The sequence below is a fragment of the Treponema sp. genome, assembly GCF_017430385.1.
GTDB lineage: Bacteria > Spirochaetota > Spirochaetia > Treponematales > Treponemataceae > Treponema_D.
The window spans coordinates 44,089-69,278 of record NZ_JAFRNB010000039.1 but is presented as its reverse complement, the minus strand read 5'-3'; the positions used below and the strand labels follow the sequence as shown (position 1 = coordinate 69,278).

16 protein-coding genes are annotated in these 25,190 nt (G+C 43.9%); 11 read left to right on the top strand and 5 right to left on the bottom strand.

The features are described 5' to 3' along the window. Positions 1-29 precede the first annotated feature (29 nt). The 4 genes from IJJ71_RS02970 (at position 30) to folP (ending at position 4,506) form a co-directional block, all read left to right on the top strand. Positions 30-1,010 (top strand): MBL fold metallo-hydrolase, encoded by a 981-nt coding sequence (locus IJJ71_RS02970; protein ID WP_296845227.1) that lies wholly within the window; start codon positions 30-32, stop codon positions 1,008-1,010. Between the two features lie 184 nt (positions 1,011-1,194). Further along, the gene (locus tag IJJ71_RS02965; protein ID WP_296845226.1) at positions 1,195-1,392 is read left to right on the top strand and encodes a DNA-directed RNA polymerase subunit omega; all 198 of its coding nucleotides are present in this window, start codon (positions 1,195-1,197) and stop codon (positions 1,390-1,392) included. A gap of 276 nt (positions 1,393-1,668) precedes the next feature. Next, positions 1,669-3,636, top strand: coding sequence for a 1-deoxy-D-xylulose-5-phosphate synthase (gene dxs / locus IJJ71_RS02960; protein WP_296845239.1), 1,968 nt, complete (start codon positions 1,669-1,671; stop codon positions 3,634-3,636). 54 nt (positions 3,637-3,690) lie between these two features. Then, entirely contained in the window at positions 3,691-4,506 is an 816-nt protein-coding gene (folP, locus tag IJJ71_RS02955; RefSeq protein WP_296845225.1) for a dihydropteroate synthase, read from the top strand. Here folP and IJJ71_RS02950 read toward each other — a convergent pair. Together IJJ71_RS02950 and ftsZ are read right to left on the bottom strand one after the other, a co-directional pair. Then, complete coding sequence (locus IJJ71_RS02950) at positions 4,503-5,399, bottom strand: tyrosine recombinase (protein ID WP_296845224.1); 897 nt, start codon at positions 5,397-5,399, stop codon at positions 4,503-4,505. The genes folP and IJJ71_RS02950 overlap by 4 nt on opposite strands. Before the next feature lie 12 nt (positions 5,400-5,411). Then, entirely contained in the window at positions 5,412-6,833 is a 1,422-nt protein-coding gene (ftsZ, locus tag IJJ71_RS02945) for a cell division protein FtsZ (RefSeq protein WP_296845223.1), read from the bottom strand. Between the two features lie 146 nt (positions 6,834-6,979). On the opposite strand from ftsZ, the gene IJJ71_RS02940 reads away from it, so the two are divergent. From IJJ71_RS02940 to IJJ71_RS02925, 4 genes are all read left to right on the top strand, one after another. Beyond that, the gene (locus IJJ71_RS02940) at positions 6,980-7,714 is read left to right on the top strand and encodes a tetratricopeptide repeat protein (protein WP_296845221.1); all 735 of its coding nucleotides are present in this window, start codon (positions 6,980-6,982) and stop codon (positions 7,712-7,714) included. 14 nt (positions 7,715-7,728) lie between these two features. Then, on the top strand, positions 7,729-8,700 hold the full coding sequence (gene dprA / locus IJJ71_RS02935) for a DNA-processing protein DprA (protein ID WP_296845220.1): 972 nt from the start codon (positions 7,729-7,731) through the stop codon (positions 8,698-8,700). Positions 8,701-8,917: 217 nt separating this feature from the next. Then, positions 8,918-11,077 (top strand): type I DNA topoisomerase, encoded by a 2,160-nt coding sequence (topA, locus tag IJJ71_RS02930; RefSeq protein WP_296845219.1) that lies wholly within the window; start codon positions 8,918-8,920, stop codon positions 11,075-11,077. A 77-nt stretch (positions 11,078-11,154) separates the two neighbouring features. After that, a complete protein-coding gene (locus tag IJJ71_RS02925; RefSeq protein WP_296845218.1) occupies positions 11,155-12,057 on the top strand; it encodes a tyrosine-type recombinase/integrase in 903 nt (300 codons plus the stop codon). Positions 12,058-12,109: 52 nt separating this feature from the next. Here the strand turns inward: IJJ71_RS02925 and IJJ71_RS02920 are convergent, their stop codons facing one another. Further along, positions 12,110-15,541: a formylglycine-generating enzyme family protein gene (locus IJJ71_RS02920; RefSeq protein ID WP_296845217.1), complete on the bottom strand. Its 3,432-nt coding sequence runs from the start codon at positions 15,539-15,541 to the stop codon at positions 12,110-12,112. 25 nt (positions 15,542-15,566) lie between these two features. Beyond that, positions 15,567-18,632, bottom strand: a complete 3,066-nt coding sequence (locus IJJ71_RS02915) for an SUMF1/EgtB/PvdO family nonheme iron enzyme (RefSeq protein ID WP_296845216.1) — start codon at positions 18,630-18,632, stop codon at positions 15,567-15,569. 106 nt (positions 18,633-18,738) lie between these two features. On the opposite strand from IJJ71_RS02915, the gene IJJ71_RS02910 reads away from it, so the two are divergent. The 3 genes from IJJ71_RS02910 to hslU all read left to right on the top strand — a co-directional run bounded on the left by IJJ71_RS02910 (position 18,739) and on the right by hslU (position 23,136). Beyond that, positions 18,739-20,832, top strand: a complete 2,094-nt coding sequence (locus IJJ71_RS02910) for a methyl-accepting chemotaxis protein (protein WP_296845215.1) — start codon at positions 18,739-18,741, stop codon at positions 20,830-20,832. 152 nt (positions 20,833-20,984) lie between these two features. After that, on the top strand, positions 20,985-21,524 hold the full coding sequence (gene hslV / locus IJJ71_RS02905) for an ATP-dependent protease subunit HslV (RefSeq protein ID WP_184657837.1): 540 nt from the start codon (positions 20,985-20,987) through the stop codon (positions 21,522-21,524). A 139-nt stretch (positions 21,525-21,663) separates the two neighbouring features. Then, complete coding sequence (hslU, locus tag IJJ71_RS02900; RefSeq protein ID WP_296845213.1) at positions 21,664-23,136, top strand: ATP-dependent protease ATPase subunit HslU; 1,473 nt, start codon at positions 21,664-21,666, stop codon at positions 23,134-23,136. Here hslU and IJJ71_RS02895 read toward each other — a convergent pair whose 3' ends face one another. Next, positions 23,137-25,101: a sensor domain-containing diguanylate cyclase gene (locus tag IJJ71_RS02895; RefSeq protein ID WP_296845211.1), complete on the bottom strand. Its 1,965-nt coding sequence runs from the start codon at positions 25,099-25,101 to the stop codon at positions 23,137-23,139. Positions 25,102-25,190: the final 89 nt, after the last annotated feature.

Below are 25,190 nucleotides of genomic sequence, written 5' to 3'. Positions count from 1 at the left end.
ACGCTTAAAACTATGATGAGGAAAAATTATTGTCAGTTACAAATGAACAGCTTGTGAATCTTACAACTCATATTTCTTATCTCAAAATGCCTACAAATCTAGGATTTATACGCTTTGAGAATGAGGCGGGGGAGAAGTGCATTTATATCGTTGATTCTGGGAACGATGAGACTAACGGGGCGCGGATCCTTGATTTTATACGCGAGAATTTTTCTGATTACAAACTCAAAGTGATTCTGAACACTCATTCCCATGCCGACCACTGCGGCGGAAATTCTTTCCTTGTCCGTGAGACTGGCTGCGAGGTCTGGGCTTCTAAGGGCGAGGCTTATCTTATGGAATTCCCGGATATTGAGACTCAGCTTGTCTGGGGCGGCACTCCGATTCATGACATCCGCTCAAAATATCTTCTTGCCGAGGCTTGTAAAGTAAACCGTGTTTTTGACGGTGAGGAAGAAATTGAAATTCCGTGCAAGGAAGGAAAAATTTCTCTCAAAGTGATTTCTCTTCCGGGGCATTATGTCGATCAGACCGGATTTTTATTCACCGACACGGACGGAAAAAGAGTTCTTTTTGCAGGCGATGTGCTTTCTGGCCGCAATTCAATCAAAAAACACTGGATTCAGTATCTTCTGGACGAGACTAAAACAAAGGAATCGCTTTTTAAGATTTCCAAAATAGACGCTGATTTTTACATTCCGGGGCACGGTGACATCGTTACAGAAATCGAAGGAATTGCCGAGCTGAACCTTCTTGCAATCCTTGAGACCGAGGACATGATTCTCGACGAGCTAAAAAAGCCCAAAACAATGGAAGAACTTTTGAAAGCCGTTGCCGACCGAAGCGGAATCACGCTCAAAACGAGCCAGTACTGCCTTATCGGAAGCACGCTCCGCTCATATCTTTCCGGCCTGTACGAGGCCGGGAAGATAGAATATAGCATAGAAGCAAACCGAATGATATGGCGAAAAAAAATAGCGCCGCTTGGATGCCGAAGATTTGGAAGATAGGGAGCGACCCGACAGGGACAAAACCTGTGAGACAGGATTTGAGCGAGTCTCGACGAAATCTGTGATTTCGGCGTGAAAAAAAAAGAAACATTTGCAAAAGGTGTCGTTTGTCTTTCAAATGTTGTTGACATAATCGCTATCTTCTTATAAAATATTATAATCACTTTAAGGGGATAGCGTAATAATGATTTTTCCTTTGGAAAAGACAGTCAAATTCACTGGTAATATTTATGAAGCTACTGTTGCGGCAAGTCACCGAGCATATCAGCTTGCCATGACAAAAGACGAGCGTATCGAGGAAAATGACGGAAAGGTCGTTTCTCTCGCAGCAAAACAGCTCTTCAATGAAGATATTCAGTATCGAAGAATTGAAGACAAATAAATTAGGATATAAAAGCTGCCCTTGACCAAAGAGCCGTTTTTGTTGATAATAAACCAAATCGAGACTAAGGAGTGCCATCGTGCCTTGTGGAAAAAAACGAAAGCGTCAGAAGATTGCGACTCATAAGCGAAAGAAGATGCTTAGAAGAAACCGACATAAGAGTAAGTAATAGTTTGACAGCGTTTATGCTTTCAGCAGCTTGAGGGCTATTCATTCTTTGTCAAGAGAGACCGCCAAAGTCCTGTACTTTTCGCGGTCTTTTTTTTATGGAGAGCGATTACGATTCTTTCAAAAATTACCTCTCCGTCTGATTTAAAAAAAGTTTCGGAAAAGAATTTGCCGAAACTGTGTGAGGAAATAAGAAAGCGGATAATCGAGACCGTTGCTAAAAATGGCGGGCATCTTGCAAGTAATCTGGGGGTTGTGGAGCTTACTGTTGCTCTTCACCGAGTTTTTGAAAGCCCGGAGGATGCGATTATCTTTGATGTCAGCCATCAGTGCTACACTCACAAACTTTTGACGGGGCGTTATAAAGATTTTTCTTCTCTCAGAAAGCACGGCGGCATTTCTGGCTTCACGCGCCGTGATGAAAGCCCTCATGATTATTTTGATAACGGCCATTCTTCAACTTCAATTTCACAGGGACTTGGTCTTCTTACTGCATGGGATAAAATCGAAGAAGAGCAGCGGAGCTTGGGGCGCAAGCCAAAGATTCGGAAGGTTGTCGTTGTGATTGGTGACGGAGCTTTGACTGGCGGACTGGCTTACGAGGCTCTGGCACATGCGGGGCAGCTTTCCAAAAATCTCATAATCGTTCTTAATGACAACCAGATGTCGATTTCTCCGAACAATGGGGCTATTTCGCGTTATTTAAGTACGCTTACGATGACCGGATGCTACCAGAATTTCAGGTATTTCGTGGACGGAATCGTTGATAAAATCCCGAATTCAAAAAATCACATCGGAAAACTGATTTACAGGCTAAAAAGGGCCGTAAAAGGCTTTTTCCTGAACACGAATTTCTTCGCCGATTTGGGCTTTGAGTATGTCGGGCCTCTTGACGGTCACAATATCAAGGAACTTGAGGAAAATCTTCGTCGTGTGCGCCGCCTGCCAAAGCCTGTAATCGTTCATATTCTCACTAAAAAGGGCAAGGGGTATTCTCCTGCCGAAAATGATCCTGCGAGTTTCCATGGTGTCGGGCCGTTCCAGATTTCAGACGGAAAGATGGAAAAATTCGATACATTGAGTTTTACCGAGGCTTTCAACAACACTCTCATGGCCATTGCTGAAAAAAATAACAAAATCATGGCGATTACGGCCGCGATGTCCAAGGGGACAGGCCTCGATACATTTGCGCGGCACTATCCTGACCGCTTTTTTGATGTCGGAATTGCCGAGGAACATGCGGTTACATTTGCGGGCGGTCTTGCAGCTGGCGGAATGATTCCAATCGTGGCGATTTATTCCACATTCATTCAGCGTGCGGTCGATCAGATTATCCATGATGTGGCTCTTTCAAATCATCATGTAGTGTTCATGTTTGACCGGGCGGGGGCAGTTCCGCAGGATGGCGAGACTCATCAGGGAATTTTTGACATCGCGCTTCTCCGGCCGGTTCCGAACATGACTATTCTTTCTCCTGCGACTGCACTTGATTTGAGCCTGTGCCTTATGTGGGCCGTGAATGCCAAAAAGCCGGTCGCAATCCGCTATCCGAAACTTTCTTGTCCGAGCGAATTTCCTTCTTTTGAGCAGAATGTTTGCGAGGGGCGGGGAGTGCTTCTTAAAAATTCAGAGTTCGCCCCGAATCTGAGTGTGGATTTTGAGGAAACTGATGAAAAATCTTTCGATTCAAAAAAATCTCGTGCAAAAAAAATGCTTTTGGTCTGCACTGGTGGCATTTTTGACGAGACTTTGGTTGCGGCGCGAAATCTTCTTCAAAAGGGCGTGAACACGGACATTTATTCTCTTAGGTTCGTAAAGCCGTTCGATGAGAATTATTTTGTTTCGCTTGCAAAAGATTATGATGATGTCGCCGTGATTGAGGACGGAGTTAAAACCGGCGGCGTAGGCGAGTATATTGAGAATCTTTTGTTCGAGCACGATTTTAAGGATGTGAAGGTATTCGCTTTCCCGGAAAAATTCTTTAGTCAGGGAACAAGGACGGAGGTCTTGAATGATGCAGGGCTTTCGGCACGGAAGATTGTGGCGAGGATTTTTGACGCGGATGAGCGCGAATAAACGCTGGTTTTGGCTGTTTAACTCTCTCCTTTTTTGTGATAATCTCTTTCTATTATGAAAACCTTGAATTTAAAAAATCGTGCAGTTTCTACGAAATTACCTGCGTTTGTTATGGGAATCGTGAATGCGACTCCTGATTCTTTTTTTGACAAAAGCCGTGGTGGGGTGGAGGACGCTCTTCGTTTGATTGATGAAGGTGCTGATTTGCTTGATATTGGTGGCGAGTCTACCCGGCCGGGCAGCGAATATGTGAGTGCGGAGGAAGAGATTCGCCGTGTTATTCCTGTGATTGAGGGCGTGCGAAAAGTTTCTGACATCCCGATTTCTGTTGATACCCGTAAATTTGAAGTGATGAAGGCTGCTTTTGAGGCCGGGGCTGACATTCTGAACGATATTTCTGCCCTTGAAGATGATGTGCGCCTTGCTCCGTTCTGTGCCGAGGTTAAAATTCCTGTGATTTTGATGCACAAGAGGGGAAATCCTTCGACAATGCAGAAAAACACTGTTTATGAGAATGTTTTTGATGAGGTGAACGAATATCTCAAAGACCGAGTGGATTTTGCCCTTAATGCCGGAATTGAAGCCGCAAAAATCTGGCTCGACCCGGGGATTGGCTTCGGAAAGAATGTGAATGACAATTTTGAGCTTATGAGACGATGCGGTGAGTTTTTGGGCGGGAAATATCCTGTGCTCATGGCTCTTTCCCGAAAAACTTGCATCGGCGAGGTTACTGGCCGTGATGTGCAGGGCAGGCTTTCAGGTACGCTGACTGCCGACATCCTTTCTGTTTTGAGAGGTGCTTCGATGATTCGCGTGCATGATGTGAAAGAGGCCGTGGATTCGCTTAAGATTCTAAAGGAATTCTGTTAATCGTGATTATGCCCTGGGAAGAATTCTTTGTGTCCTTCCCGGAGCTGCTTGTCATCGACATGGGTGTAAATTGTAGTTGTGGCCAAATCTGAGTGGCCGAGAAGTTCCTGGACGCTCCTTAAATCCATTCCGCCAGCAAGAAGGTGTGTCGCAAATGAATGGCGGAGAGTGTGGACTTTTGCCTGAACGCCGGCCTTTGCTTCAAGTGCCTTGAAATTCTTCCAGATTCCTTTTCTGCTCATCGGCTCACCCTTGTAATTCACGAAAACTTCAGAAACGACTTTGCTTCCGACCAGAACAGGCCTGACTTCCATAAGATACTGCTCTAATTTTTCTTTTGCTGAAAGACCGAACGGAACCATTCTTTCTTTGTCGCCCTTTCCGTGGACGATGAGAAGCTGTTCCTTTAGGTGAAGGTTTGAGACTTGAAGTGTCGCAGCCTCGCTGATACGAAGACCGCATGAATAAATCAGCTCGAAAAGCGCGCGGTCGCGGATTCCAAGCGGAGTGGAGATATCGATTGAATCAAGAAGGGAATCGACCTGTTCTATGGACAAGACTTTTGGAAGTGAGCGGCTTGCCTTTGGTCTGTCCAAAAGCATGGCGTGGTTTTCTTCCCACATTTTTTGCCGCACAAGGTATGAGCCTAAGGCTCGCAGGCCGGAAATGTCCTTTGCAATCGTGTGCTCGTCGCATTTAAGTTCTGTGCGACGCCATATCAAAAAAGACAGGAGAACCTGCGGATTTACGGCCGCAAGTTTTATCTCTTCGTATGAAAGCCAGTTCAGAAAAATCTTTGCACATTCTTCGTAAGTTGCCGCGGAATTTTCTGAAAGGCGTTCGACTGAGACCATATCGCTATGAAATCTTAAGAGCAGGCTCTCGATTGTCATTGCGGCCTCAGTTTATTTTTTACCGATGGAGATTCCGCGTGAGAGACCTTCGAGATTTCGACGCCATACTGCCGGCTGCTCCATATCACTCAAGCCTGAGAATCCTGCAGGTGGAGTAAGCGGGGTAGATGATGAAGCGTGTGGCTGTGAAGGTGACACGCGTGTGAAATCAGAAAGAATATCCTTTTTTTCAGGAGCTGGCTCTTTGTGCATGAATGTTTGCTGTGATGAAGAATGTGCGGCCGGATTTTTGCCGTTATCCTCATAAATCTGTTCGTTGCCGAAAATTCCTGCCATAAAATCATTCTTTTTTGGCTCTGGAGCAGGAGCTGCTGTTTCAATTTTTGGCTTCGGAACTTTGATTCTTTCAAATTCATCGAAAGACATCGTATCTGACTGAGTTTCGATATGCGGAGTTTCGGGAGCTTTTTCTTCGGCTGGAATCTTGTTGAAGCCTGTTGCGATTACGGTTACGCTGATTTTGTCTTCCATTGCTTCATCGAGAACCTGTCCCCAGAGAACAACTGCATCTGGATTTGCGCGCTCTGTGATAATCTGAGCGATTTCGTTACATTCTGCGATACCAACATCATTGTTTCCGCAAATGTTGATGAGAACATTTTTTGCACCGTCAATGTTTGTGTCAACAAGAAGACGATTGTTGATTGCGTTGTGTGCAGCATCGACCGCACGGTTATCACCCTCGCCGATACCGATTCCAAGGATTGCATCTCCCTGACCTTTCATTACAGACTCAACATCACGGAAGTCACGGTTTACGAGACCAGGTTTTGTGATGATGTCAGAGATTCCCTGAACGCCCTGGCGCAAAATATCATTGATAAGTGTGAATGCCATTGGTACTGAAAGACGTTTTTCGGAATCTTTGAGAATAAGCTCATTCGGAATTGCGATAAGAGAATCGACTTCATCACGAAGCTTGCGAACGCCCTCTTCTGCGTGAGCCATTCGGACTTTTCCTTCGAACTTGAAAGGTGTTGTTACGACAGCAACAGTGAGCGCGCCCAAATCACGCGCAATCTTTGCAACGACCGGGGCCGAACCTGTACCTGTTCCGCCGCCCATACCAGCCGTGATAAATACCATATCAGAATCTTTGAGAAGTTCTTTGATTTGTTCTTGCTGCTCTTTTGCAGACTCTTCGCCGACTTCCGGCTTACCGCCCGCACCAAGGCCACCAGCAAGTTTTTGACCAATCTGGATTTTGTACTGTGCTTTATTCTGGCTGAGGGCCTGTAAATCTGTGTTCATGGCGATAAATTCAACGCCGCCAACGCCGCTCTCAATCATTGTGTTTACGGCATTTCCACCGCATCCGCCACATCCGACGACCTTAATCTTAGTCGGGCTGGCTGTGTTTAAGGCAGGGGCATCTGTCCCCGCAGCCTTCACTACTTCGTATTCAAAACTCATGTTGTCCTCCCACCTACAACATTATAAATGATAACAAAAATAATTGATTCATGCAATTTATTTGCCATGTCATTGAAGAAAAATTTCATCTTTAATTAAGGTCTAGCTATTTGAAAACTCTGCAGAATGTGATATTATCAAGAGTAATGAAAAACGCTCATAAATCATTTCTTGTAATTTGTATTACGGCTCTCACTTTTTTTGGATGTACCAAGTCAAACAAGGCAATCATCCGTATGCAGAAAATTGAAGAAGGTGTGTCATCCCCGACGACTGAGGCCGAGTTAAAGGAAGCAATCGCAAAATACCAGCAGCGTGTTGCGGACAATCAGATTGCTGATTCACAGGTCGGAATCTGGTACAAAATGCTTGCTGTTCGTTATCTTGATGCCAAACAGTATGGCAATGCGTTGCAATATTTCCAAAAAGCGCTTCAAATCTACCCGGCTAACCAGAATCTTTTCTATTATGTAGGATTGTGCGCGGGTTACATGGCAAAAGCAAGCCTGGATTATGGTGCGACAGGGGCTTCGACAACTACCGAAAAATACAATTACCTTAAGCTTGCGGAAAGCGCATATTTAAGAGCGATTGAGCTTGAACCAAAATATGGCCGTGCGCTCTACGGACTTGGAATCCTTTATGTTTTTGAGCTTGACCAGAGCGAAAAGGCAATTCCTCATCTTGAAAAATTGCTTTCATTTGATACCCGCAATTTTGATGCGATGTTCGTGCTTGCCCGTGCTTATTATATTCAGGGTGATTACGAAAAGTCTGCAAGTCTTTATGACAAAATCGCGAGCCAGACAAAATCTGAGCAGAAAAAGCAGGAAGCTCTCTCAAACAAAAAAATTGTTCTTGACGCTTCTTACTCAAAATAATTATCTTTCCTATTATGGAAATAACTGAAAAAACTCAAGCCTCCCATAAGATTGAGCTTTTGGCGCGTTTGATTTCCTCGGACGCGTCTTTTTTGACTCTCCGTGAAAAAATTTTATTCCATAAATTTCTCCTGACTGATGATGAAGGAAAAACTTTTGAAAGTGAAGAAGATTTTGCGGCTCGTTTGCTTTCGCTTACAATTACGAGCATTTCTCTTGTAGTAAAGAGAGTTTTTCCGCGGGCAAAGTGGAATCCTTCGGAAGCATTAAAAAAAGTCCGGCTTTCGCAGAGAATCATGGAAGTGCAGGGGATAAAATCAACTTGCTGCCTCGATTCTGATTTTCCGGCAATGCTCCGGGAGATGAAAGACCCACCGTTCATGCTTTTTTACCGCGGAAATCTTGAAATCTTAAAAAGGCATTGCGTTTCTGTGGTCGGAACCCGCCGTGCTTTTCCAGAGGCCTTAAAAGCCGCTTCGGATTTTTCAAAGGCGGCTTGTGATGACGGATTTTGTGTGATTAGCGGGCTTGCCTTTGGAATTGATGCCGCTTCTCACAAAGGCGCGCTCCTTTCTCAAAATTCTGCGACCTGTGCAGTTCTTCCGAGCGGAATCGACATTATCACGCCGCACTCGCATACTCGTCTTGCCGCAAAAATCTTGGAGAAGGACGGACTTATAATTTCAGAATATTTACCGGGTACTCCTTCTGTTCAGTTCAGATATGTTCAGCGCAACAGGATTGTGGCGGCTCTTTCTCCTGCAACTCTTGTCGTTCAGGCTCAGAGCGGAAGCGGGGCAATGATTACGGCGGATTTGGCTCTGGGCTATAACCGCGAAGTTTTCTTTCATCAGGAATGTTTTGTGCGCGAAGTTCCGGGAAAAGTTGGGGCAAGTGAAGCCAGTTCTCCTCGGAGTTTTGTTGAGGCCGGAGCAAAAGTGATTTCTTGCTGGCAGGAATTTAAAAGAGAGTTGTACGGAGAATGAACAGACATCCAAGCGCAAGGGTATGTAGCCCCGAAGTTGCCGGAAGCAAAGCGGACGGCAATGAGCGGTAGCGAAGGGCGAAACACCCGACCGCTGCTTGCAGCGGTTGCGCCCGAAAAAAATATTTTCAAGCCTATTGCAATAAATCAAATTTCATATTTATAATAGAAGAAAATTGACAAAAAGTTCAAAATAGAAGGAAAGGAAGTTTTGAATTATGGCGAAGGCTAAAGAAAAATCAGCAAAATCACCAAAAGAATCTACACTTGTTATCGTGGAGTCTCCTGCAAAAGCAACAACTATCGAAAAATATCTGGGGCCTGGTTACACGGTAAAAGCCTCAATGGGACATTTGATTGATTTGCCTAAATCCCGCCTGGCTGTCAACATCGAGGACGATTTCCAGCCTGAATATATCACCGTTCGTGGCCGGGCAAAACTTCTTAAAGAACTTCAGAAAGATGCAAAAAAATCTGATCATGTATTGCTTGCATCCGATAACGACCGCGAAGGAGAGGCAATCGCATGGCATTTGAACAATGCTCTCAAAGATAAGACAAATGCCGACATCAAGCGAATCGTTTTCAACGAAATTACGCCTGTCGCAATCAAAGAGGCCGTAAAGCATCCTGGTGAAATCGTCGAGAGCAAGGTAAACGCACAGAAGGCCCGCCGTGTTCTTGACCGCCTGGTTGGTTACAATCTCAGCCCGATTTTGTGGGAAAAGGTCAAAAACGGTTTGAGCGCAGGCCGTGTTCAGTCAGTAGCACTCAGGCTTATTTGTGAGCGCGAAAAGGAAGTCGAGGACTTTATCCCGGAAGAATACTGGACTTTGGAAGCCGATTTTCAGAAAGGAAAGACAAAATTCACGGCACAGCTTGCAAAATACAAGGGTGAAAATCCTGAGTTAAAGAGCGAAAAAGCCGTAAACGAAATCATCGAAGAAATCAAAAATTCCGAGTGCAAGGTAAGTGATGTAAAAGTCACCGAAAAGACAGTTAAGCCAAAACCTCCTTTCACAACTTCAAAAATGCAGCAGGCGGCAGCAAACCGCTTAGGATTTACTTCCCGAAAGACAATGCAGATTGCCCAGCAGCTCTACGAAGGTATTCAGATGGGTGCAAACCGAGTCGGTCTTATCACTTACATGCGAACTGACTCCGTGCGAATCTCTCAGACTGCTTTGGATGAAGTTCGCGAATGGATTGGAAAGGAATATCCGGCAAATCTCCCGGAAGAGCCGATTCATTATGCCGTAGGCAAGAGCGCACAGGACGCGCATGAATGTATCCGCCCCACTTATTCAAAATACACACCGGAATACGTAAAAGATTATCTCACGCGAGACCAGCTCCGCTTGTACACGATTGTCTGGGAGCGATTTGTTTCCTGTCAGATGACAAATGCAAAAACTGCTACAACGAGCGTAGAAATCATGGCTGGCGACGCGCTTTTCCGCGTTTCTGCAAGTAAGCTTGTTGAAAAGGGATTTTATTCAGTAATCAAGCTTCTTTCTGCAAAAGAAGAAGTCACTGGCAATCTTCCTAGCCTCAAAAAAGACGAGGTTTTGGAGTCAAGCCACTCATTCTACCCGGAGCAGCACTTCACTCAAGGTCCCGCCCGCTATTCAGACGCTTCAATCGTCCGCACTCTCGAAGAAAAGGGAATCGGCCGCCCTTCAACTTATGCGCCGATTATCTCAGTTCTTCTTGACCGATACTATGTCACACGCAACAATAAGCAGCTCATGCCTACAATTTTGGGCAAGATGATTTGCAAAATCCTGGTCGAAGCTTTCCCAGATGTAATCAACGAGCATTTCACTGCCGAGGTTGAGAACACTCTTGATGATGTCGAGCAGGATAAAATCGTATGGAACAATATGATCCGTGACTTCTACGGGCCGTTCAAAAAACGATGCGATGAGGTTGAATCAAGCGTTGACAGCGTAAAAGGCTTCCTTGACGAGCCGACCGAAAAGGTCTGCGACAAGTGTGGCAAGCCTATGGTCAAAAAACTCGGCCGATTCGGTTACTTCCTTGCTTGCTCTGGCTTCCCGGAGTGCCACAACACCAAGTCAATTCCTCTCGCAAAATGTCCTAAGGACGGCTGTGACGGTGAAATCGTCGCACGCAAAACAAAGGGCAGGGGCAAGGAATTCTACGGCTGCACGAACTATCCGAAGTGCGACTTCATCTCTCACTTCAAGCCTCTCGAAAATCAGTACTGTCCGAAGTGCGGCTGGTTCCTGGTTGAAAAATACGACAAAAAGAACGGAAGCTACAAGTCATGTATCAACCCGGACTGCGATTACCTGCACTCAGCTGATGAAGAGAAAGTTGACTCTGCAAAACTCGCTGAGATGATGGGAGAGTAAAAAGTAGCAATGAGCAGTTAGCAATTTCTAATTCCATATTGCTCATTGCTAATTATTTATTTGCCGATACTTAAACTATGACAGTTTCTGAGGCAATTTCTGAATATCTCTCTTACATCGAATCTGTGCGCACTCTTTCTGCGAACACTGTGACGGCTTGCAAAAATGATTTTGAGCAGTTTGCGGCCATGCCTTTTATTGGCTCGGAGCGCGAAATTTCTTCGATTGAGCTTGAGGACTTAAAGCAGTGCGTTGGTTTTCTTTCTAAGAAAAAGCGGAGTGCGGCTTCAATCAACCGCTTTATTTCTTCGGTACGCTCGCTTTTTGCTTATTGCCGTAAATTCGGGCATTTGAAGGTGAATGTCGCGTTTGAGTTAAAGACTGTCAAAAATCCTAAAAAACTTCCGCGATTTATGACCGGGGCTGAGGTTGATAAACTTTGCAGGGAGCCTGAGATAAACGAGCTTTTGTGGGAAAAACGCGACAAGGCTCTTTTTGAGATGCTTTATTCTTCGGGCTGCCGTGTTTCTGAGATTGCTTCCATTACTCTCGATGATTTTAACGGAGATTTTTCCAGTGCTATTGTAACTGGTAAAGGAAGCAAGGACCGGCGCGTTTATTTTGAGGAAGATGCGCAGAAAGCTCTGAAAGCCTATCTTGAAGACAGAAAAAAACGCTTCGGGGATGCCGACAAGGAACGCCATATTTTTGTGAATCAGCGGGGCGGTGCTCTTACCACAGGCGGAATCAGGATGATTATTTCTCGGTATTCTGGAAGCGAGGGCACAAAGCACCACATTTCGCCTCATGCCTTCCGCCATACTTTTGCCACGGCGATGATTACGAACGGAGCTGATGTAAGGCTCGTGCAGGAATTGCTAGGACATGCAAGCATTTCCACCACGCAGCGATACACCCACATCAGCACCGAGCAGATGATTGCCATGTACAACAAAGCACACCCGCACGCAGGAAAGTGAAAAGTGGAAAGTGGAAAGTGTTTGATCCGAAACAAAAATCCTATTTCCGTTTTCAGTTTTCAACTTTCCGTTTTCCGTTTCTCGCAACTCTGAATCCTGTTTCTTCTTTGTAGTTGCTTTCGTGCCAGTTTCTTTCACCGTAGAAAACATCATCGTTGGTGTCATAAGAACCGCCCATAATGTTGTCGGTATTCCAGTAATAATCACGATAGCCTGATACGGAGTGAACCATTTCGGCGGCGTTTCCTGACATGTCGTATAGCCCAAGTTTGTTCGGCTTTTTGCTTTTTACATCCTGTGGCTTCATCGCATCGAATACACCGACTTCATCCTTGTCGTTCGAGCCGCTGTATTCAAGCTTGGATTTCGGGTTCGCTTCCATTGCGGCGAATCTCCATTCATTTTTGGTCGGGATCCTGAATCCGTCAGAATCTTCGTTTACTGTTTCTTCTTCGATATTATAGAACGGTTTGTAGCCGTACACTTTGCTCAGCTCATTGCAGAAATATCGTGCTTCCGTATAAGTGAGATTTGTTACGGGGGCTTTAGATGAGTCGTTGTAATATTTTGAGTCGGTATGCTCTATGTTCGGGTTGTAGTGCATTATGCGGATGAACATTTCATTCGTAATTTCTGTGTCGGAAAGCTCATAGTCTGAGAGAGTCAGCCTTTTTTCTTCGTCAATTCTTCCGTAATCGTCAACTTTGCAGATTTCCTGCCCTTTGATTCCTACCATTTTCAGGTTTTCGTCGAAGAAACTTTTTTGAGAGGTAAGCATTTCAATGTGCTCTTTTTCATGCTCTTCAAGCAATTTCTTCATTTCATCAGGTTTTGTCGTCCTTACAAGCCTTAATGCGGAACCATCGTGTTTTTCGCGAGAAGTTCTTCTTACGGAAAGCTTTACATCTGATGCGTTACGATTGTATTTATCACTTCCTTTTTGGATTTTTTGAGGGGCGTAAATCTGGCCGAATGGCATTTTCGTGATGTAGTACGGCTTTGAGTCATAAGAACTTATGGTATAGCCTGTTTTTTGTTCACAAAAATCATCGTAGTCAAAATACTGGAAATCGTTGCACCATTCATAACAGAGACCTGCAAGGTTGTAGATTCCGAGAGAATTTGCCTTTCCTGTGTAGACCGTAATCTTCTGTTCCGGCTCATAGTAATCTTCCCAATCATTATTCCTCAGAGTGTACATTGCCGGATTCCCGTAATAAACGACAGAATCAATTGTAACGCCGTATTTGAGGGATTTGTCGGTCGTGCCTGAGCGCGCCGCATGTTCCCATTCTGCTTCGGTCGGCATTCTGAAGCCGTTCGCAGTGTAATCGACAGTCACTACATCACGGTAAAATGAATAAGCTTTCTGATAATTGTAAAGCTCGCTCAATGCGTTGCAGAAAGCCGCCGCATCGTACCAGCTGAATTCTTTCGGCCTGTTCGATGCCTCCTCAATGTCTTCTTCGGTTGGGCGACGGTAGCCATCTCCGTCAAGCGTAAATTTTTTGCCTTCGAGGGCTGAATAGATTTTTTGAGTCACAGGAATTTCTGACATCACGAAAGAGCCCAATGTGACTTCAACGAAATCTTTGTTCTGTGTATCGAGGGACTGGAGCGCCTTTCCGCCCTTAACATTTTTCATAAGTTTGTTGATTGAAGTTCCTGCCAATGCCTCAAATTTGTCGAGTTTTTTGATTCGTAGTTTTGATGAATAGTCTGCGATTGTTTTTTCGAGCTTGACGAGTTCTTTTTTATCTTCTGGAATGTTCTTGCAGATGTAAAATTTTGAGAAACCGAAGCCGTAGTGAATTCCATCTTTCACGAAACCGTCTTTTTCTTTCAAATGCTCAACTCTCATATCTGCCGGGAGACCGTTTTTTAAAAAGATGCTTACATTGCTTCCGTAATTTGTGTCCGTGAGGTATGAAAGTGATTCTTCTTCGTCTCTTTCTTCGCTTCGTCTTTCATAGTCAAAGTCGTCTTCTTTTGGAAATCGGAATCCGTTTGCTTTCGGGTTGCAAGCAATTTTCATTCCTTTGAATCCTTCTTTGTTCCAGTCATCATAGTCGTTATAAGAAATCATAAAGTCGAGGTTGTGGGAAAGAAGATACTCCTCATCGACCTCCGCATATTCTCCGTTTTCGTCGGGCATTGTAATCTTGTAATAAGGTTCATAACCGCATATTCTACTTATTTCGTTGAGGAAGCGGATTGCGTTGTAAGTGGTTGAGTTATGTATGTAGATGTAGTCGCCGGCATATTTGTCAGACAAGAGGTAAAAATCATTTTGTTCTATAGGCTCTTTCGTGATATAAAGGCCGTCGAATTGCCTTTTGTAGTCTATGTCGCTTCTGAATCTGTGTGCGAAAGGCTTTACTTTCACGAGTTTTGAAAGAACTGTCTCCTTAAGCCTTTCTTCCTGGTCTTTTTTGGCGATTTCCAGGGCCTTTTTTGTCCGCTTTTGAGAATCTTCCGAATTGATTGAGCGGCAGACACGGAAGCCAAAACCAGAACCATAATAATCAATCTCATACTCGTGGTCTAATCTTGTGTAATCTCTGGTTTCCAGCTCTTTTGCTTGTTTGAATCCGCAGCCTTTAATGATTACAAAGTCGGCATAGGTTGAATCTCTTCGCTCAGGGCCTTTGTAATCAACTGTCTTATATTCTGGGAATGGCGCATAATAATCCCATACAATCTCAGGCAGGTTTCCGCTCATGTCGTAGAATCCGAGAGAGTTCGGTTTCATAGATTTTACTTCGGCGGGGCTGTCATAACCGATATTTGTGATTCCGTCTGAGCCGGAAGAGACAGCTACATCAAAAAAACTGTTTGCGCCGGAGTATTTGAATTTATCGTGGTGAGTGCCTGAGCGGGCAGCATACATCCATTCTGCTTCGGTGGGGAGCCTGTAGCCGTCAGCATTAAAATCGCAGGCAAGATTTTTCATGAAACTATAGAAGTCTTTGGTCTCCTTTCCCCAGTACAAATCCCAGAGGTCTGGGTCGGTCTCGCCTTTTACGCTGTAGCAAGGGGTAAGATTTTCTTTGATGCTAAGCTTGTTGCAGAAAATGAGTGCGTCCGTAAATTTCTTGAGTTCGACAGGCCTGTACTTGCTCGCATGAATCGACGGATTTGCTTCCATAATTTCTTCGTACATATCCTGGGTGATTTCCGAGGAACTCATAAGCAAATCGCTTACATAAGTCTCATGCTTTCTGTATATGCGGTATGCCCGGCTGTCATTGTCAATCTTTTCGATCTCGTCTTCGGTGAGACCAAGCGTAAACCAGTCTCCTTCGACCGTAATCATGTTGAAAAGCTCAGGGGGCTCTTTTTTTTCTTCTTCGACTGGTTCTGCCTCTGACACAGTCGGCTCAATGCTTTCTGTCGCTGTTGTTTTTTTATCCTTGCATGAGAAAGATGTCATAATTAGGGCGAAAATTGCCATTGCGTAAAGTGATTTTTTTGTTTTTTTCATAATTTATTCCCTTTTTTAAGATTCTTTATTTATACTTCATCACCCTGAATGAGTTTTTTGAGGAAAGTGGGCTTTGGCGCCGCTTTGGCTCAGTGTATTTGTATGTGTTCCAGACTGTGCGTTCCGAATATTCAATATCGTCTTTTCCGCAGTGGGAGCGGACTATACGGGTCTGGTAGGTCTCGCCTTTTTTTTCTGGATAATCGTAAGTGTAGAAGGGCTTGTCGTATATATAGCTCATATTTTTTCCTTCGTCAAAGCACCATTCTGCTGTTGTCGTGTTCATCAGGTATAGTCCTGTGGAAGTGGCCGGATCTTTTTTTAAATCATAAATAGTTCCGTTGAGAAGTGTTATTTCTTTTTCCGAATCTTCTCCGAGAGTTCCCGCATATTCCCATTCGATTTCTTTCGGAATCCTGTAGCCGTCCGCCTTTTGGTCGCACAAGATTATGTTCTTGAATTTTACGGATTTGTCCGGCTCCCCTGTGAATTCAATGCTGAAATCCTGATTTATCTGGTTGATTTCACCTTCATCAAGAATTGTCTTGCCGTTTATTTTATAGACCGGCTTAAGATGTGCCTGAATGCTCAGTTTGTTGCATATAACAAGGGCCGCAAGAAAATTTTCCACGTAAATCTTTGATTCATTTTCATGATCGTTCCAAATGAGTTTTCCGTAAAGTCCGTGCGAGAATTTTGTGCTCATCATCGAAAGAGCCTTTATGTTTTCGCTTTTTGTCACAGCCTTTTCGGAGTCTGAATCTTTGTAAGTCATCGTGTATTTTCCGCCGGGGATTTCTATCATTTCGAGAATTTCATCAAGCTTTTGAGCCAGAAGTTTCTTTTCTTCCTTGTTTTTTGCAAGAAGTTCCTTTATTTTTTCTGAATCCAAAGTCCTGCAAAGGTGGAATGAGCCCAAGTTGAAATTAGTTAACCAGGCACTCCATCTGCTGGCTGATACGCTGGCATGATTTTTTTCTTCATCAAGAAGATTGAAATCGCCATGAGGAAATGAAGTTTCCCATACAGGAATCTCTCCGGTGATATAATAATCGTTGCAGATGCTGTCTGTTTTCAAAGCAGAAGAGACCAAAAGTGATGAGAATTCTGCTATGGTCGGAAGCCTGAAACCGTTCTTCGTGTAATCACATTTCCATTCGTTTTCTTTCTGATAGTAGCATTTTTCAAAGCCCCGAATCTCGCTCAACTTGTTGCAGATTTCAACAATTTCATCATAAGGACAAGATGCGTCTATGTCATTTCGATGTGATTCCGTTTCCGGGATTTTTCCTGTCAGGGTTTTGTAAAGATAATTTGTGAATTGCTTATCCGAATACTCAAAGTCTGCGATTTCTGCGTCCGGGAAAATATTTCCCTCTCGTCCTCTTGTTTGGAATGTCTTAAGCCCGCCTTCCTGTTTTTTCATCGTGATAAGGGAATCAAATTCCTCGTTGATTTTTGCCGCTACGAGTTCTTCCTGCTTTTTATTGTATTCTGCGATTTGCTCTGTTTTTGCCGTCTGGAACAAGCGAAGACAGAAATTCGGTGATTTTTGCTCGCGCTTCGCATTTACTTCATAATGATTCATCAAATTCTGAATAGGCTTTCGGTTCTTACCTGCATATCTGATGATAACTTTGTCGGCTGACGGAAATTCGTTTACTGGATTGTACATGTCCCTCGTGTAAAGCTGCTCCGTGAAAGAATCATAAGTCCAGTTCCAGTGGGTCGGGTCAAAGTTGACTTCATCTTTTGGATTGTACTGAGCCTCGAATGAAAGCAGCTCGGATTTTGTCGGGAGCCTGTAGCCGTTTGCAGCCGGATTGTAAGAATATGAATAGTCGTAAGGATGGGTTGAATTGGTCATGTTTTTTTTGAGCTGGTTGTAGCAAGGCGTAAGTCCGCAGAGCTTACTGAGCCTGTTGCAGAATTCTATTGAATTTAGGAAATCTATGTTTGTTTTTGGCTCGGTTTCGTTGATGTAATCTTCTTCCTTGAAAACCTTTGTGATGAAATAGTAATAATCCCTGTTGCTGTGCAGAAAATCCGGTGATTCTATTCCGTCATAAAGCTGATTATTCATGACAAAATCGTAAAGTTCCTTGGAAATCTCTGTTTTTCCGGCGTTCAGGGCAGATACGAAGATGTTGATTTTTGTTTTGCTGCCGTCTGATTTTTCGCCGATTGTCTGGTATGAATATTCCTCGCATGGAACGAATTCTAGCTGCTGGCGGAGTTTTTCAAAATTTGACTTGAGCCATTCTTCCCGGTCTTTTTCAACATCCTTTGCGAAAAGAATGTCGAGCTTTGATTTGTCGATTGTTGTTGGACAGCAGATTCTGAAACCCGTGGCAGACGAATTCGATACTATGTAGTCTTTGTACTTTTCTATAAAGTCATCGCCGGCATATTCCTTTAAAACCTGATAAGTCATGATTCCATAGTCGATGTCAATGGTTCTGTTTTGCTTTTCCTCCGCACTGGTGGTGTTTCCAAAATCTTCATCCGTAAAATAAACATATTCCTTCGCGTTGCCTGTGAAGTCAAAAAGTCCCATGGAATCTGGAACAAAATGCGCGACTTTGTGGAGACGGTTTCCGTGCCAGCCTTTTCCTGTGTTTCTGAATGAAGTATATCCGTGTGTGTTGTCAACGGTGATGTATTTCTTTAGGAGATTTTCTGCTTCTTTATAATGGAGCAGCCTGAATCCAACTGCATCTTTAATTTCTTCTATATAAAGGATGCTTGTTTCTTCGGTTGCTTTTTCATTGATTTTGTAAGTTTCCTGGAATCCGAAGAATTTGTTCAGCTTGTTGCAGTATCGGAAGGCATCGTTGTAAGTAAGATTTGTTACAGGAAGCTGATCGTCTACGACTTCCGACGGATTTTCTTTCATCATCTCTGCGAACTGGGCCTGAGTGATTTCCGTGCGTGACACAAAAAGAGTTTGGCCTGTCGGTTCGCCGCTTTCCCCTGGAATATTTACTTCTACGAACTGAATGTTATTTATTAATTTTGCTTCTTTGCAGGAAATAAAAGTTGCGCAAACAAGAAGTGTGAGCGTTATAAAAAATCTGTTTAGTCTCTTCATAATGACATTATACACATATTTGTCAAATGGTTCTATAAAATGAAATTTTGAAAAAAATCTTAATATTATTTAAAAGTTGTGTTATAATGTTCTGAAGGAGGCTTCTGTGAAAAGTCCACGAAAGAGCTTGAGTTTTAAAATTATTCTTACAGTATTGATTGGCACAGTCATCTCCAATCTTATAATCGGGATTGTCGTCAGTCTTAATTCTTCAAAGTCCCTGCAGCAGATGATGTACGAGGATTTGCTTCATTCCGTCAATGCCGTGGCAAAAGAAATGCGGCTTAACAATGAGCGCGATGTCCGTATGCTTCAGGCACTTGCGGCTGATTCACGCATGAGAAATCCTGATGTGAGCCTTTCAGAGAAAGTCGAGATTGCGCGTGCGGTCACTTCTTTGGACAAAGATTACATCGATGTTTCTGTCCTTGACATGAGCGGGCGGGGCTTGGACAAATCTTCCGGGGCAAGTTTTTCTGCGGCGAGCGAGGCATATTTTACCGGAGCAAAAAGCGGCAGCCTTGTGATTACAGATCCTTCCGTAGATGAAAAAACTGGCGCGGTCACTATGACATACTCTTATCCTGTAAAGGATTCTTCCGGCCGGGTAATCAATGTTTTGTACTGTGTCGTTGACGGATTCAAGCTGAGCAATCTGTGTATGGCTCATCCAATGTCAAAAGACCGTAAACCTTATGTAATCAGTGCGGCCACAAAAATCACTTTGGCGAATGAGGACCATTGGAAGGTCGGTGTCGAGGATGTCGGAGCGATTGAAGTTCAGAATCAGGGCACTTCTCTTGGAACTCACCTCACTCTTATGCTTTCCGGCGAGACTGGAAGTGATATTTATGTAGACAATGGCAAAAAATGGATGTCGGTTTTTGAGCGTATTCCCGATACAAACTGGATTGCGGCCTGTTCTGTTCCTTTCTCAGATTTTCAGGAGCGACTTGATTCTTTGATGACTCTGATTGTCATTGCATTCATCGTTCTTACTGTTATTTCACTTTCTGTCGTCGCGTTTGTAATCAGGCTTTCAATCAGGCCTCTTCGTCGTCTTAAGAGCGCGATTACTGAAATTTCAACTGGCAATGCTGACTTAACACAAAGGCTTGAAGTAAATTCAAAAGATGAGGTCGGTGATGTCGTCTCCGGCTTCAATGTGTTCATCGAAAAACTCCATTCAATCATTTCTCAGGTAAAGAATTCAAAATCAAATCTTCAGGATGCAGGCTCTAATATGAGCGCGGTCAGTCAGGACACGGCGGCTTCAATCACGGAGATTCTTGCTAATATCGAGGGCGTAAACAAGCAGATTATGAATCAGTCAGGCAGCGTTGACGAGACTGCCGGTGCAATCAATGAGATTGCTTCAAACATTGCTTCTTTGGAGCGCATGATTGAGAATCAGGTTTCTCAGGTCTCACAGGCTTCCGCAGCCGTTGAAGAAATGATTGGAAACATTTCGAGCGTAAATCAGACTGTCGAGAAAATGGCCGGCTCATTTGAGGAACTTGAAGTCAACGCACAGACAGGTTCCGCAAAGCAAGAGGATGTAAACAATAAAATCGAGCAGATTAAGACACAGAGCGAGATGCTTCAGGACGCTAACACCGTCATTTCGGCAATCGCTGAGCAGACGAACCTCCTTGCTATGAATGCGGCAATCGAGGCGGCTCATGCGGGCGAGGCGGGCAAAGGATTCTCTGTTGTCGCCGATGAAATCCGAAAACTCTCCGAGAATTCAAGCGAGCAGTCAAAGACAATCGGTATTCAGCTTGGAAAAATCCGTGCTTCAATTTCTGATGTCGTTTCTGCTTCGGTTGACTCAAGCTCAGCGTTCCAGTCCGTGGCCGACAAAATCAAGGACACTGATCAGCTTGTGCGACAGATTCGTGCCGCAATGCAGGAGCAGCAGGCCGGAAGTCAGCAGATTGGCGATGCCCTTCATGCGATGAACGACAGCACTTCCGAAGTTCGCACGGCTTCCGCTGAGATGTCAGAGGGAAACAAGCAGATTCTCCAAGAAGTCCAAAAGCTCCAGAACGCAACTCTAAAAATTAAGGACAGCGTAGGTGAAATGGGCATCGGTGCAAGGAAAATCAATGAGACTGGTGCGGCTCTCTCTGAAATCTCCGGCGTAATGAACGATTCAATCTCAAAAATCGGAAACGAAATCGATTTGTTCCGGGTTTAGCGAGACTTTTTGCAATTACTAATTAGATCAAATGCCGAGTTTTGCACCGTTCAGCAAATATAAAACTCGGCATTCGACCAATTGAACATTTCTCATTGCTAATTTCTAATTATTTACTTGCCGACTTTCTTTATTTTCTTTATCTTTATATCATGGAAAAGATTGAAATCAGGAGCACTACCGTTATTGCTGTCAAACGAAACGGTAAGGTTGCTATGGCAGGTGACGGTCAGGTAACATTAGGAAACACCGTCTGCAAAGGAAATGCCCGAAAAGTACGAAAAATTTACAACGGCAAGATTCTCACAGGATTTGCGGGAAGCGTTGCCGATGCCTTTACATTGCTTGATAAATTCGAAGAAAAAATCAAGGAATTCAACGGTGACTTGACCCGGAGCGCAGTAGAGCTTGCAAAAATGTGGCGCACGAACAAAATGTACCAGAAGCTTGAGGCCATGCTGATTGTCGCCGATTCTTCAAAGATTCTTTTAATCAGCGGAGACGGAAATGTAATCGAGCCTGAGAACGATGTTCTTGCAATCGGTTCGGGCGGAAACTACGCATATTCAGCGGCTCTCGCATATCTTGATTCAAGCGATTTGAGTGCGCGCGAAATCGCAGAGCGAAGTCTTAAAATCGCCGGTAATATTTGTATTTACACAAACAATAATATAACCGTAGAAGAACTCTAATAAACCACAGATGTCACGGATTGACACAGATTATATTTATCTTGAATGAAAATATTTCGTTTTTTACGAAGTGCTTTCTTGTAAAAAATAGTTAATCGGTGAAATCTGTGTAATCTGTGGTTAAAATAAGGAAAATACCATGTCTATAGAAGGACTTACACCGAAACAGATTGTTGAAAAACTTGATTCTTACATCATCGGACAGGACAAGGCCAAAAGGGCCGTTGCCGTTGCACTCCGTAACCGAATCCGCCGAATTCATTTGTCAGAAGATATTCGTGATGAAGTTGCACCCAAAAATATCCTTATGATAGGACCGACTGGCGTTGGTAAGACAGAAATTGCCCGCCGCCTTGCCAAGCTCGTGAACGCTCCTTTTATCAAGGTTGAGGCCACAAAATACACTGAGGTCGGATATGTTGGCCGCGATGTAGAGTCAATGGTTCGCGATTTGATGGCTGTCGGTTTCAATAATGTCAAAAAAGAAGTCGAGGATTCTATGCGAGAGGCTTGCGGTCCAAAAGTTGAGGAAAGATTGCTTGACCTTCTCCTTCCTGGAACCGGCAAAAAAGAAGAAAAGGCCGAAGATAAATCTGCTTCTCCGTTCGAGATTATTCCTTTCTCTGGTAGTCCCGAAGAAGCACAGAAATTCATGGAAGAGCAGAACGCGCGCCTTGCCGCACAGCAGGCTGAGGACGAAAAAAAGGCTGCTGAAAAGCCTGTCGATAACTCAACCCGCGAGAAATTCCGAACTATGCTCCGTGAGGGAAAGCTTGAAGACCGTGAAGTTGAAGTCACTGTCAAACGACAGCGTTCTATGCCGAGCATGGAAATCATTGCGGGCGGCTCAATGGACGACATTCAGAGCGGCATGATGGAAATCCAGAACATGCTTTCTGGCCGAAATCACAAGCAGAAGACTGTTACTGTCCGCGAAGCTCGAAAAATCCTTACCGAAGAAGTTTTGGACTCAATGATTGATGCCGACAAAGTTGCTGACAAGGCAAAAGAGCGGGTAGAGCAGAGCGGAATCATCTTCATTGATGAGATTGATAAAATCGCCACAAAGAACGGCGAGGGCCACGGCTCAAATGTAAGCCGCGAAGGTGTTCAGCGCGATATTCTTCCGATTGTTGAAGGCTCAAAGGTCAACACAAAATTCGGTGTTGTCGATACAACACATATTCTTTTCGTTGCGGCAGGTGCATTCAGTCTTGCAGCTCCCAGTGACTTGATTCCTGAGCTTCAGGGACGATTCCCGCTTCGTGTCGAGCTTGAGTCTCTTTCAAAGGCTGACTTCAAGCGAATCCTCACCGAGCCAAAAAACGCTCTCACCAAGCAGTACACGGCTCTTCTTGCAACCGAGGGCGTCAATATCGTATTCACGGAAGATGCGATTGACCGCATGAGCGAGATTGCCGAGGAACTTAATGCCCGAAGCGAAAATATCGGGGCTAGGCGACTTCACACAATCATGGAAAAGGTTCTCGAAGAAATCAGTTTTGATGCCGATGAGCACGAGGGCGAGACCGTGAATGTCGATGCAAAATATGTCGATGAAAAACTCACCGGCGTCGTAAAAGATCAGGATTTGAGCCGCTACATTTTGTAGTTACGCGTTATAAAATTTGAATGCATTGCCGCCTTGCTTTTTGCAGTCGTACATGAGCGAGTCGGCTTTTGTGTACATTTGCTCAAAAGTCTCGTTGTTGTCGATTATGACCGCACCGAGGCTTATTGAGATTTTATGTTCATGAAGTTCCGGGATGTCGATTTTTTCGATATTTTTCATGAATCGTTCAAGAATTAATTTTCCTGTTGATTGATTTTTGATTTCCGGGGCAAACACTACGAATTCATCACCGCCAAGGCGAATTAAAATGTCGGTGGTTCGGAAAGTCTTTTTCATGCATTTTGCAATTTCAATGAGCACTTTATCTCCTGCAGTGTGCCCGAATGTATCGTTCACATATTTAAATTTGTTTGCGTCAAAAAGACAGAACATGCCATATTTGCCTTCGATTACGGCTTTTTTGACCTTGTATTCACCGCTTCGCCTGTTGCAGATTTGTGTGAGCGAATCAGTTTCGGAAAGGACGACAAGATTTTTTTCAAGCTTTTTCTGTGCTGAAATATCAATGAAAGAGAAAATAATGACCTGCTCGCCGTTTGAAAGGTGAGCGCATTTTGCATGGCTCAGAAGATGAATCTTTTTCCCGTCATCGTGCATTACAGAGGTTTCATAGACAATTTCTTCATTTGAAATCTTTGACAAAGAACGGACATTTGCAATCTTTTCAGTTTCTTCCTCATCAAACCGATTTTTTATATCATCCATTGTAAGAGTCGCTTTCTTTTCTGGAGGAATTCCCCAAAGTTTGAGAGCCATTTTGTTCACAAGAATGATATTGTTGTCTTCAAGGTTTGTTACGAGAGTTCCGACTGTCTGGGCTTCAAGCAGCTCAAAGAAAAGCTGATACTGATTTTCGAGAACCCCATGAAGTTCCTTGACTGCATTTGCGATTGTTCCGAATTCATCATCGCGAGCGAGATATTTATTGAGAATGTCGGAATAGCTGTAATCTCTGGCCTTGAATTTTTCGATTTGCGTGTTTATGTCACGGATTGGACGCATTGTAATTTCGACGCTGAATCCGAAAAACAAGAGCATTATCAATGTGATAAGGATACAGATTGCGGCAAGAATAGTTCTGACCGAGCGGACGATTCCAAAAACATTTTCGTTTGAGTCTTTAACAATGAAGACCCAGTTTTTATCGGCCATGAAATAGCATGAAATTACGGATTCCTCTGAGCGATAGCTGAGCGTTTTATTCTTTTTGTCCTGGGATAAGAACCCATGAATTGTGTCGAGCAAATGCTGATCCGTACATTTTTGCCCTACAAGCTGTGAATCTTCATTGAAAATATATTCGTTTGTATTTGCGTTTATCAGAGAATATCCGATAGTGTTATCTGAAAGTGGGGCAAGTTTTTTTTCGAGTGCGTCAGTGAAGAAAGCTCCGCCCGCAAAACCAAGCTCTTTTCCTGCTTCATCAAAAACTGGCGCATAAACAGGAATTACCATTTTTTGTGAGACTGGGGCGCGGACAATTCCTGTGCAGAATGCCTGTCCTTTGCTTTTTATGGTTTCTTCGAGAATCTTTGCATTTTCCTTGTCTCGGAAAGTGATGTTTATTGAAGCCGGATTTGTATGCTCCAGAACGAATGTGTCCCATTCTGCTATGTAAAGACCTTCAGTGTCAGTGTGACCGGCGGCATAAGCCAGCGTGACTTCATGTACTTTTCGGCGTGCAATCGGATCGTTCTTTTTGGTGAAGCCTTCGCGGATTATCGGGGAACGGCTGTAACCTGTAAGAAAATCGCAGCATCCGATTATGTATGATTCGACGATTTGAGCACGGTCTCGCGCGATGATATTCATATCGCTCATGGCTTTATTCTCAAGGACTTTTGTGAGACTGTGATTAATGATAAGAAAAAAGGCCGTCATTGTAATTAATTCAACTGTTCCGACCATCGCCGCAATTTTCAGGCTGATTCTTTTGCTTTTCATCTTTCCTTTAAATATTCTGATATTATCCATTATAACACAGTATTTTTGATTTATAAAGAAAAATCTTTCAAAAATCTTCTATATAATTG